This window comes from Bacteroidota bacterium, assembly GCA_037133915.1.
Lineage (GTDB): Bacteria > Bacteroidota > Bacteroidia > Bacteroidales > CAIWKO01 > JBAXND01.
In genome coordinates, this window is sequence record JBAXND010000078.1 from 1 (window position 1) to 12,439 (window position 12,439).

At 40.1% G+C, this 12,439-nt stretch carries 10 protein-coding genes; 9 read left to right on the top strand and 1 reads right to left on the bottom strand.

The window, feature by feature from the left end:
• Nucleotides 1–124: 124 nt before the first annotated feature.
• Together WCM76_16065 and WCM76_16070 are read left to right on the top strand one after the other, a co-directional pair.
• A complete protein-coding gene (locus tag WCM76_16065) occupies nucleotides 125–565 on the top strand; it encodes a hypothetical protein (GenBank protein MEI6767146.1) in 441 nt (146 codons plus the stop codon).
• Nucleotides 566–663: 98 nt separating this feature from the next.
• Complete coding sequence (locus WCM76_16070) at nucleotides 664–1,518, top strand: hypothetical protein (protein ID MEI6767147.1); 855 nt, start codon at nucleotides 664–666, stop codon at nucleotides 1,516–1,518.
• Between the two features lie 263 nt (nucleotides 1,519–1,781).
• On the opposite strand, the gene WCM76_16075 is transcribed toward WCM76_16070, so the two are convergent.
• Nucleotides 1,782–3,905 (bottom strand): GNAT family N-acetyltransferase, encoded by a 2,124-nt coding sequence (locus WCM76_16075; protein ID MEI6767148.1) that lies wholly within the window; start codon nucleotides 3,903–3,905, stop codon nucleotides 1,782–1,784.
• A 293-nt stretch (nucleotides 3,906–4,198) separates the two neighbouring features.
• Here WCM76_16075 and WCM76_16080 point away from each other — a divergent pair, with 293 nt between their 5' ends.
• The 7 genes from WCM76_16080 to WCM76_16110 all read left to right on the top strand — a co-directional run bounded on the left by WCM76_16080 (nucleotide 4,199) and on the right by WCM76_16110 (nucleotide 12,226).
• Nucleotides 4,199–4,531, top strand: coding sequence for a LysR family transcriptional regulator (locus WCM76_16080; protein ID MEI6767149.1), 333 nt, complete (start codon nucleotides 4,199–4,201; stop codon nucleotides 4,529–4,531).
• Nucleotides 4,532–4,735: 204 nt separating this feature from the next.
• On the top strand, nucleotides 4,736–5,623 hold the full coding sequence (locus WCM76_16085) for a T9SS type A sorting domain-containing protein (GenBank protein ID MEI6767150.1): 888 nt from the start codon (nucleotides 4,736–4,738) through the stop codon (nucleotides 5,621–5,623).
• Between the two features lie 87 nt (nucleotides 5,624–5,710).
• Entirely contained in the window at nucleotides 5,711–6,628 is a 918-nt protein-coding gene (locus WCM76_16090) for a hypothetical protein (GenBank protein ID MEI6767151.1), read from the top strand.
• A gap of 107 nt (nucleotides 6,629–6,735) precedes the next feature.
• Nucleotides 6,736–9,078, top strand: coding sequence for a TonB-dependent receptor (locus WCM76_16095; GenBank protein MEI6767152.1), 2,343 nt, complete (start codon nucleotides 6,736–6,738; stop codon nucleotides 9,076–9,078).
• Nucleotides 9,079–9,141: 63 nt separating this feature from the next.
• Nucleotides 9,142–9,954, top strand: a complete 813-nt coding sequence (locus WCM76_16100) for a DUF364 domain-containing protein (GenBank protein ID MEI6767153.1) — start codon at nucleotides 9,142–9,144, stop codon at nucleotides 9,952–9,954.
• Nucleotides 9,947–11,659 (top strand): nucleoside-triphosphatase, encoded by a 1,713-nt coding sequence (locus WCM76_16105; GenBank protein MEI6767154.1) that lies wholly within the window; start codon nucleotides 9,947–9,949, stop codon nucleotides 11,657–11,659. Before WCM76_16100 ends, WCM76_16105 begins: the two co-directional genes overlap by 8 nt.
• A gap of 201 nt (nucleotides 11,660–11,860) precedes the next feature.
• Nucleotides 11,861–12,226, top strand: a complete 366-nt coding sequence (locus tag WCM76_16110; protein ID MEI6767155.1) for a hypothetical protein — start codon at nucleotides 11,861–11,863, stop codon at nucleotides 12,224–12,226.
• The last annotated feature ends 213 nt before the right edge of the window (nucleotides 12,227–12,439 follow it).

The following is a 12,439-nucleotide window of genomic DNA, read 5'->3' on the forward strand; positions in this document are numbered from 1 at the left end:
TGAAGGTGGTCAAATTAAAACGGCGTAGACTGGTCAATTTAGGCGGCGTATCCAACCGCAGACAAAAGAAGGCATACTTGAAAACAGATTCGTCAAAGGCGATTTAAGCACCCTTCTTAGCAATTTGACAAAAGCAAAATTTCTTGATAGGCAATTACCAGTTGGTGTTTTCAAAGAACAGGTTTCAATTAAAACAGCTATTTTTTCTCGTGGAAAAAGTGCAATTGATATATGGGGTATCAGTGAGGATAATGCTCTTTTGATCTTTGAATTGAAAGCAGAACAAAACGATAAAGTAGGTATTATTTCCGAGATATATTTTTATGCAAATGTCATGAGGCTGGTCAAAAATGGCAATTTTGGCTATGAAAAACCTTGCACAAATAACCTTGAATTGATTAGCCAGGTTAGCAAGATAGAAGCGTATATTTTAGCACCTTCCTTACATCCATTAATTGATAGAAAATTAATTGAGACAATGGATATCTGCACCCAACCTGAAATTGAGATTCATTATATCAGTTTTAACCTTGGTTCAACAATGCACCTAAATCAAGAGTTTTAATCATGAAATGATTTTTTATATAAAAGTCATAATTATTGTTTTTTTGCTAGAAAATAATTCGCACGCAATTTGATATAGTCTTAAAAAACCATACAGACATGAACGAACAACTTTTAGAGAAGATTTATTTGAAAATGTGTAAGCATTTCAATGTGGAATTTATACCTGAACACTTTCTTCCTTATGAACTGAAGAAGATTGAAACAGTTTTCAATCATTGGGTTGAGAAATATAATAAGTTAGGAGCTGAGAAAGATGAGCGGGTGATTTATTATCGACCAAATACCTTTGGTTCCGCTCTACCTTATATTATCGGGTGTTTGATGGGAGCGCAAGGATTTCATAATAAGTGGTATGAAGAAGGCTATTTGGAATATGTAGAAAGGTATCACCCTGCTTTTTATAACGAGGGTTTGAATATTTACAATGGTTTAATTGAGCAGCACAATAACGATACGGCAGATATAGTTTATAAAAAATTTGAGGCATTTGATTCGTCGGAATTTTATGAAGGCTTAAAAGAGTACCATCAAAGGCAGGGAGGGGAAACAAAGAAAATATTCGACCATATTACTGATAAGCTGAAATATGAGCAAATCACGGACAAAGACATTTTGCTTATTAATCCAACTACTGTTGTCTATAAATCTTATATGATTAAGGACAGGGTTGAACAGCTTGTAAAAATTTACATCATTTCAAGTAAATATATCGTTTGCCTGACATTTGGTAAGGATGGACTTGCAAATAGAACTGAGCATATTATAAAGCGTGACATAAAAAAATTGGAGCTTGAACGTGACCTTGATTTATATATTCATTATCATGGATTGCATGACCCTCAGAAAATTGTACTTGAAAATTATGAAGAGGCAATTGATTTGCAACGATTTTTAACTCAAAATCGAGAAAACTCGAACCAGGGGAGTGGTCATCAAAATCAAAGGAAATAGAGGTCTTAAAAAGCAAGCGAAACATTTTTCTATTTCAAAATCTCATATCTTTGCACAAACACAAGTTCCTTGACAGCGCAAAACAGCGAAAAACTGGTATGAATTATCGTGGGGTGAATCGTGAGTATGTTTTGTGACTACCGCTGAAGTAAAAGAATATCAATGATATACGGACGAGGGTTCTGAACCCATTCTCTCCGCTGATAAAAATTGACTTTTGATGAAAACCGCCGTAAACACTGATGTTCCGGCGGTTTTTGTTTTCATTTGTTTCCTTTTCGCATGCTCGAGTAAATGATAATCAGAAATAGCATCAATACGCCAACAAAAACCATCCAGGGTACTCCGTTATGCGGGAAATTGGAAAAATAGTCACGTGTAAATGCGTCGATAATAGTTTGAAGCTGTAATCCTGATAAAAGCCCCAGCAGCATACCAATAATCAGGTCATTCCGTTTTCTGATTCTGGTGTTCATGGATTCAATCCTGTAAGTGAGCTCTTTAAGACGAACATTCAAATGATTTAATAAACTGCTGAGGCCTCGCTCTTCCAGGCCTTTTGTAAAGATAGTTTTCTCATACGGATAATGAAATACGTCTTTTAGGTAAAATAAATTTAAGCTTCTTTCAGCAGACAGCCTTTTTTCTTCAAGTTGTTCTATAATTGACTTGCTGATTTTTTTAATGTCTCTTTTAATGCCCTCTTTTATTGAGATACTGGCGAGCCGCAGCATTTCTTCGTTATAGATTAGTGTAGCATGACAGATGAGCAGATACGGATTCACCGCAAACTGCTCTCTGAAATTTGATAATAGTTTATCCGTATGACCGAAACTACACAGATTGTTTTTATGTATAATAATAATTGTGCCTTCGGGCTCTGTATGAATTGGCCGCAATACATCCATCATTTCAGTAAATGAGAACCGTTTGAAATCAAATATTCCACTTGAAATGCCGCACATGGCATTTAGTAGATATCTGATTTCATTATAATCTTCTGTCTCATAAGGCTTCTGCAGTAATGCTGAATAATGGGTGTCTTTTGCAATGGCAGCGTTCAATGTTTTAAAAAACTCATCGCTCTTAATGTTTTTAAGCCCGGGAATATTGAGTTCGACTGTGGCCGTCTTTATCTCGCTTTTTTTATCAAAATGTTTATCTGCTAAAATTTTAAATAAGTTATGAATTGAAAACAACTTATTCTCCCCAACAGAAAAGCGAATATTATCAGTTGCATTAAAATTTTCCTGTCGACCGCAACCGTTCAGTTTTAATAGTTTTATTATCGAATATTCATCAAAAGTTTCGCCCTCGCAAGGTATGAAACATAAATGCCATATTCTGCCCTTGCTTACATCAAAATCCGTATAATGCAATAAAAACCTTGCTTTGAGTTCCGTTGTTTTGGTGTACAAAGTAAAATTTGCGCCTTCCGAAGTATATGAAAGTTGCTGCGGGAAGTGTATAGTCACATCTCTGGCTTCTTCAAAAAAGCGTTTGCTGCAGAACGGCGGATTTTCTACATTCTGATGGTTGAGAATATCAAATTCGAAAGACTGAAAGTTATTATTATAGGCTTGATCTTCAATCACGGCGTTATTCATACCGGAAACAGCATGCAGACAAACGACAATATCTTTAAAATGAAGTTTTGGATTTTCAAATTCAGGGAGTTGTTTGACGAGGATAGTTATGGCAGACAATGCTTCCTTCATCTTATTAAAAAATTTGTCTTGTGAAGACTTCTCAATGCCAAGGGTACGGTAAAGTTCTTCTAAGAAATTCTGCACATAACTAACTTGAAGTTTAGAATCAGGTGTGAGGTCGCGGAATACTATTAGGAAGGAATGGTCTACGTATTCTTTAGTTTCATCGAGTGGAGGCTGCACATATGGAATGTCAATCCATTCAGCACCCATCCCACGGAATATTTCCACTCTTAATTCGGGTGGAATAGGCGACTTTGTGCCATCCACTTTCCATGGAATGGCTATCTCAGCATATACTGCAACAGTTTCTTTTTCCTTGCTTTTTAGGAAAGCTATCAGTTCTGTTATCTGGTTAAACAGTTTCTTTCCAAGTCCGGACTTTCGAACGTTTGAATCAACAATTATGTAGGCCAATAATATGCTTTTGCTTTTTGGAAAGTATTCAAGTACAATGCCCCCAGTTACTTTTTTTTCGTCATTTTCTTCCCGACTGACGAAAATATGAGTTTCGAATTTTTTGTTTTCTGGAGGTTGGCTCAATTGATTGATCCATTCATCAGGATTGGTGCGCTCATCTGGATCCGTAAAACCATCGACGTATAGCTTGATAAATGAGTCAAGAGTATTTTTATCAGAATCGGCAAAATTGCCGTTGTGAAAGTGAATTATAGCCATGGAAGGTGTTTTAAATGGAAGTGCAATATAATAAAAACCATTAATATGTTTTGAATGCTTAAGATTGATTACCGGTTATGAGTTATTGAAATCACGAAGAATCATTTTGCTTGACTTTGACAGCTTTTTTATTTGTATGCCAGAATATCGGGCAGGCGTTATAGCTGATTACGCAGTGGAGTGAAATGCCGGTTTGAGAAAAATTGAGTGAATGGTGAGTGGCTTTTTTATCAACCCTTGTTTTTGTCTAACTCAGATTAATTTCATAGTATTGCAGAAATAAAAACGATGTTATGATTAAAGTTGAAGGCCGACTTTGGGTGAACTCAGGCGAACTTCCGCTTTTGGGTATTGGCCGGATTGAGCTTCTTGAAAAAATAGGAGAGCTGGGCTCCTTGCGTAAAGCCGCCGCCGAAATGAAAATGTCGTACCGTCAGGCATGGTTCAATATTAATGAAATGAATACCAATGCCGGCAAACCTCTTGTGATTCTGAAAAGAGGTGGTAAAGATGGCGGTATTGCTGAAGTCACCAAAACAGGGCGCAACGTTATCAAGCAGTTTCGGCAACTACAGAAGGATTTCAATATTTTCCTGAAAGAAAAATCAAAATCTTTTAAAATTTAATTTGGAAATTTAAACTCATTTGATATACTTTTGCCGTCGTTATACTTATACAGGTATAACGACTCGGGAAGCGGTACTTACTGAATTATTTAAAAATTTGTGACGTTTTGTTGAAAAAAAATAATACACATCAAGCTTAGCGTTATTCCCTTGAAGATATAACCAATAAATAGTAATGTTCAATTAATTTAAATTGATTATCGTATGAAAAAACTTTTAAACCTCGCAATGTGCTTCGCATTTTTAATGTTTGGATCATCATTATTTGCACAGGACACCGTTGTTGGCTGGACGTTTCCGTCAACATCAGCCGATTCAATTGTTGACGTGAGTATCTCACTGAACGCTTCAAGGTACTTAAGCTGTCAGTATGGTACATGGGCAGCACCCAGCTATCATGGAATTACATCTTATTATATTCTTACAGGTGCCGACGGCGGAACAGATAAATGTGCATCATCCGTTGGCTGGAACGACGGTGCTGACTCTGTTTACTGGATGGTGAAATTCAAAACGACAGGTTATCAGAATCTGCAGCTTTCATCAAAAATGTCTTCCAATGCCGGTTTCCCCGGTCCAAGAGACTTTAAAGCACAGTATAAACTTCCGGGTTCCGGAAATCCCTGGGTTGACATTACAGGCGGTACTTTTCAGGTTGCAGCCGACTGGACAACCGGTGTGTTGACCAATGTTTCACTGCCTGCTGCCCTCGATAATCAAGGCGGTCAGGTTTCAGTCAGATGGTTGCAGACTTCGAATTTTGATATTAATGGTGGTACTTTGGCAGCCACCGGTGTTTCCATGCTCGACAATATCGTTGTAACCGGTCAGGTTATTTCAGGAGTTGATATGTTAGACACCCGGCAGGCTGTGAGCATTTATCCGAATCCCTGCAAAGGCAGTTTTTACGTTGAGAATGCTGATGCCGGCTGTCAGCTTGCCGTTTTCAACATGACCGGCAGCTGTGTCTTTGCAAAAAATAACGTGACAAACGAAAAAATTGAACTTCAAGGTTTTGTTCCGGGTTTCTATGTTGTTAAAATCACGAATTCCGATAATGAAACAACGAATTTCAAATTGATTGTTGAATAAAATCCTTTCTGATAAAATCAGAGAAATTGATTTTTTGAACAGTTCCGCTTGCATGCGGGACTGTTCTCAATTTTAAAGCAGGACAAAATGAGAAGCAAACAGTACATTATTATTTTGACATCAGTATTACTGATAGTCTTCACGGCAGGATGTAAAAAAGAAAAGGAAAAACTTCCACCCGTCATAAGTTTTAAGATGGGCAGCAGTTACACACAGAACGGTGATGTAGTAATGGTGGGTCACAGATTGTATTTTGGAATACAGGCTACCGGCGTAAGTGAGGTTCTTACCAATTTTACGATTAAGAAAACGCTGGATGACGGCACTGTAATTACGGTACTTGACAGCGGCCTGTACGCTTCTGACCTTGACGTGAATAAAATTTTATACCAGAATGTGGAATCTAAGGTTACGTGGACATTTGCCGTGATGGACAGGAACCGTATGAGCGCTGAAATCTCACTGGTGGTGAATAAAGACCCCAATTCAACTTTCGGCGGAATCTATTATTATCCATCGCTGAAATTAGGCTATCAGAACAATTTAATATACGGGCATTTTGCATCTCCTGCCGGAGGCAGGGTTTATTTCAACGACAGCGCCAGCCTTTTGTGCAATCAGATTGATATTCTTACCTATTATATCGTCAGCGACGGTTTGCCATCACCGGTGCTTTCCTCTCCCAGCGAAATGGACAATGCAAGTCTGGAAGCCCAGACGTATTATCCGTTTATTGCCAACTGGCAACCTAGAAATTACACATTGTGGGACATCAGTGTCGATAATACACCTGTTACGGCTTCTGCCTTTGAGCAGGCTCATAACGACAGCCTGCTAATTGTTTCATACCACGATGTATGGGGCAAAAAGAAATTCAGATGGGCTACCGCCGGTCGTGTTATTCCATTTCTTACAGCCGGTGGAAAAAAAGGCTTAATCAAGGTAATCAATGCCGATGAAGTTGATAACGGGGCCATGGAAATTGCCGTAAAAATTCAACAGTAATCTCAAATTTTCAAATAACACCATTGGTTTTGGGCTTATTCCGGTTCTTTCATCTCAATATTAACTCAAAGTCAGCATCTTTACGTTGTTGCCCGGCAGCTGCTGTTATGATGACCCTATTGCTGCATGCTGTGCCTTGCTTCAGTCAAACTTCTCAAAGTGCGGAAATTTCGGGCAACATCACCGATGCTTCCGGAAAACGTGCACTTGTAAACGCAAATATTGTTCTGTCTGAGAAAAATCTGGGAACGCTTTCCGACGGTAAAGGAAATTATTTGCTTAATGACATTCCTCCGGGAGCCTATACCCTGAATGTTAGTTTTGTCGGATACAGGACATATCGTAAGAAAATTGAACTGAAAAAAAATGAGCGGATGCATCTCAACATTTACCTGAAAGATACCGTAATTTCATCGGGTGAAGTTCAAATTGTTGGTGAAAAGAACCGGGATCTTACAGAATTATCAAACCGTGTAAACATAATTAAATGCACGACCATTGAGTCGGCACCTGTTCAGAATATTCATGAATTGCTGGATTATACGCCGGGTGTGAATCTGAGTAACCCGGGCGGAATTTTCTCAAGCAAAGCCGTCGTAACCCTGAGAGGACTTCCCGCCAGTGACCAATCCCGCACGCTGGTGGTAATGGATGGTGTTCCCCTGAATAAATCTGACGAGGGTTCCGTGAACTGGAATATGATTAATAAAAACAGTATTGAAAAGGTTGTTGTGATAAAAGGACCGGGACCGGCCAAATACGGAAGCGGTGCCATGGGCGGTGTTATTGAACTTTTCACAAAAAAGCCTGCGAAAAAACTCGATGGCAGTGTGGCGGTCAGCTATGGAACATACAATACCATGAGTTCCAGTCTGAATCTTCAAGGAATCATAAAACCTGATACCATCAAAAAAAAATATTACTGGGGCATTAATGCGAGTGCACGCAAAAGCGACGGATACATTTCGGAACCCATTCAGTTTCTTACGGCTGCCGACTCCATACTTGCACCGGTTTTCTTGAAAGAAATCAATACAGGTCTGAAGGCAGGATGTGATATCGGAAAAAATCAGAATATAGAACTGCAGTTTGGCTTTTTCGACGATATGCGCGGCAATGGAGTTAAAATTTATGATAATTATGGCGCCTGGCAACAACATCTGACCTACAAGGGTCTGATAAAATATTCAGGACATGCACGGTATTTTAAATGGAATTCTATCGTGTACGGACTGAAGGAAAAATATTTTCGAATGTATGAATACCTGAAAGACGGCGATTATATGCTGTATCAGGCTGATTCAAAACGAAGCGATATGGGTGGTGATTTTTCATTGTCCTGCATGAAGTTCAGCAGCCATGAGATAACTGCAGGTGCGTCCTGCCGCTTTGGCAGTGTTGACGGAACGGACACCTATTATACTTCAACAGACGTTATAACGAACAAAGCTGCCATGGACGAGTATTCATTTTATGTGCAGGATGAAATGAGATTCATGCATGAGAAACTTACTGTAAATGCCGGTCTGCGCTATGACGTTGCGAAATTTCATAACGGACTGTTCACTATAGATAAACCGTCTTACTCTATTATTTTTTATAAGGAATTTGAGAATTTAAATATGGCTGATAAATTCTGGGACGAACTTTGCCCAAGATTTTCAGCGGGCTATCAGCTATCGGAAACAGCACGCGTCTATGCAAGTGTTGCAAAAGGTTTCAGAGCTCCCATACTGGACGATATGTGCCGCACAGGTAAGAAAAAGGGTGGATTCAAAGTGGCCAATCCTGATCTCGGCCCCGAGAAACTGATTACATATGAATGTGGCGCTGACGCCGGACTGATGAAAGGTCTGACTGCAGGTATTTCAGTGTTTTACAATACCGGTCTGGATTTTATGTACTACGTGAGCAACGGCGATACGGTCAACATGGGATATAAGCTGGCGCCGGTAGTACAAAAAGAGAATATCGGTAAGGTGGAAATTTATGGTACGGAACTGGAATTCATGTATACCCTGAAAGAGAACATAAGCGTTTTCGCCAATTATTCATTCACTCATGCACAAATCATTGAACACAGGGTGAACAATCCGCTGGTGGATTCCAGCCTTACCGGGAAATTCCTGACCGATATCCCGAATCACAAGGTGAGTGCGGGCTTTACATGGAGAAACAAGGTTGTAAATGCTTCTTTGCTATACAAATATATTGGCAGGGTTTGGATCAATGACCTCAACCGGGTTCCGCTGGATTATTTTCAGACGAATCGTTATCCCGATTATGGCATATTCAGCATCAGTCTTGAAAAACGATTATTTAAAATGCTGTCTCTCAACCTGAATGTTGAAAATATTTTTAATAAAATTTATTTTGACAGCGAATTGCAGCAATGCCCCGGACGTTTTATTACCGGCGGGATAAAGTTTATTTTTTCGACTGCTGATTAAATTGTCGCAAATTTGTACGTTCCTTTTACGATAGAATTATTACAATGACCAAACAGAGAAGATATGTCTAAAATTATTCAGGAAACGCTGGCATTGCTGAAAGCCGGTTACAGCGAACGCTTCAAGGATGTTACCATAGAAAAAATGAATGCCGGTATTTTTATGACCGTTGTGAAACTTTCCACGGGCTATAGCGGGATTTCCATCACCAATGTTGATAAAAGTGAAGGTTGCCACCGTTCGCGCAATAAATATTTCGGACCGTTCTCGCCGGGTCAGGTCCACGGGCAAAAGGTTACCGACCTGTTCAAGCAGACCGAAGGAAATGAATTGCTTGATGTAATCAAACTTGCCGTGATGAATGCCATTTCATCGGAGATTATTGAACACTCTGCATATAGAATCGTTGAAGATAAAGACCCAGTTGAACTTCTTGATTTAAGTACTCCAAAAAAAATTGTGATTGTCGGAGCTTTTCATTCCTATGTCAAGCGATTTGCCGACAGCGAACATCAGCTTTCAGTACTTGAACTCAATGAAAAGGCGCTTGCGCCCGATTACCGCCGGTTTTATGTTCCCGCGGCAGATTCAACAGCCACTATGAAACATGCTGACATCATTATTATTACGGGTTCCACACTTGCCAATAATACACTTGATGAACTTCTTGCGAATATTCCTTCGGGAGCCATGGTTGTTGTGGTGGGGCCAACGTCAAGCCTTATTCCCGACATACTTTTCAGCAAGGGTGTGAACATTATCGGTGCCACGCGGATTCAGGATGCCGAACTCGCTTTTACCATGGTTGGTGAAGGTGCTGCCGGGTATCATCTATTCCAGCGCTGCGCAAAAAAAATATGCCTGCTGAATGGATGAAAAAGGTAAATTGAACGGAACCTGGCTCAGGGCATCGGTTTTAGGATGTTTGTGGGCGGCATCAGAGATTGTACTCGGCAGCTTTCTGCATAATCTGCGTATTCCATTTACCGGTAATATAATGACCGGTATTGCTATTATTTTACTCGTATCAGTGGGTTATCTCTGGAATCAGAAGGGGCTTTTCTGGCGCGCCGGGCTCATCTGTGCCCTGATGAAATCCATTTCGCCCAGTGCCATGATCTTCGGACCAATGATTGCGATATGCTGTGAGGCATTTCTGCTTGAACTTTCTGTTCGCATTGCCGGTCGCAACATTGTCGGTTACCTGATAGGCAGTATGCTCGCCATGCTTTGGAACCTCATTCATTTCATTGCAAACTTTATTATTTTCTATGGATTAGATATTGTCGGTCTGTATAAAAAAGTAGCAATGCTTGCCTCAAAACAACTGAATATACAGTTCGACAACGGATGGATGCCCGTGCTTGTACTTGCAGTTTTATATATGGCGCTCGGACTTGTCTCCGGTATTGCCGGAATTTATATCGGCATTAAACTGAAGAACAAACCGGCAGGGATGATAAACATGCCTGCAAAAAACGTGATGCAGCGGCAGCAGACCAGGGATTTGAAACCCTTCGGATTTTCTGTTTTATGGCTGCTTTTTAGCATTGCGGCAATGACAGGAGAGCTCTGCCTGATTAGTTTTTGCAAACCCGGGATATGGGTTCCGGCAGGTTCGGTGCTCATTATTGTTTGGGCGGTCCGTTACCGGAATGCTTTGCGTCCGTTGAGAAAACCAAAATTCTGGATTAGTTTTATTGTGATTACACTGCTGATGGGATGGCTGTATTCAGGCCTTCAAGGTGGAAATTTCTTTTGTTTGGATGGTCTGGCCGCCGGTCTGCAGATGAATTTCAGGGCTGCACTGATGATTATCGGGTTTGCTGCCATTGGAAGGGAACTTGTAAATCCGGCAATAAAAAAATATTTCTCGGGTTCAAAATTCAGGCAACTTGCCGGTTCGCTTGAGGTGGCATTCGATACACTGCCGCTGGTTATCGCCAATCTGCCGGGACCAAAATATATTCTCAGAAGACCGGTCGGGACGATGAAACAACTGGTAGGGCAGGCCGATACATGGCTCGATAAAATTTCGCTGCAGTTTTCAGACAAGCCATTTGTAATCATAGTAACGGGCGCTTTTGGAAGCGGGAAATCGCGTACCGTTTTTGCACTTGCAGAAATGCTGAAAGCAAGGAGAATGAATATTGGTGGATTTGTGGCGCCATCGGTTCGTGAAAATGGCGAAAGGGTCGGTTATGATATTTATAACATTGCAGAGGCAACAACGCTTCAGTTAGCCAGAATTTACGGCGATGATACCATGCCCTTTGTCGGACGGTTTTACTTCAGACCTGAGGGTATGGAAGCAGGTAAGCGCCTATTACAGAAAGCTGCTTTGCAAAATCCTGACTGGGTAATTATTGACGAGGTAGGTCCATGGGAAATGGCAGGGCAGGGCTGGGCTTCCGGCATCAATGAACTTATGAAAAACCCTGACACAAAAATGATCTGGGTGGTCAGAGAAGGTCTTCTTGATGATGTGGTGAAAGGATGGAATTTCAGAGAGCATAAAATATTTTATTGCTCTGAATACGCTGCACAAGAAATATTCACATTAATTCAATCGATGTCTTGAGGACTTGTGTGAGTTGCGGAAATCTTTCTGTTCACCATAAAATACTGAATTTGATACCTTCTGATATAATCTGCAACCGATAATTCATTGCCGTTGGAAATGGTTTCAGGCAGAAAATAATATATTTTATTATAATAATTATATAATGAGATTAGGAATAGATAAATCTCTTATCTTTGTTTTGCAATAATGGGTTATAAATTGAAGTTACTGCACGTTAATATGGTCAGGTATTTTCTGTTAGTACTCTTTTTAGCGTATTACGGAAGTATTACACTGTTTATTCATACCCATGTTAATAATGGCGTAACCATTGTTCATTCTCACCCATTCATTTCCACAACTGCCAAGAATCCTGAAAAGAACAGGCATAGCACAAACGGACTGATTCTTATTGCTTCATTATCACAGTTTGTCAGTTCAGCAGCATCCCCGGCTTTTTCCATCGGATTTGAGGCAATTTACCTGTTGTCTGCTGTTTTTTTGCGTGGTGAACAACATTTCGCCATGTCCTGCTACCATTACTCCCGAGGCTTAAGGGCACCACCATTGTCTTACTCAGTTTAGGCGTACAACATCTGTAGTTGAATTGCCCCGTCTTTTCCTGCTTTTTTCGCTGAACCGGCTGTAGAATTCAACGATTTGATGTTTATTTTTTAAGGAAGGGCTTACGCAGACAAAAAATCACCATCTTTACATGAATCGCAATAATTTATAGTTTAAAGACACTATTGTCCGATAAAAATACAGAATATTATTTTGCAAACCGCAACAAATTGA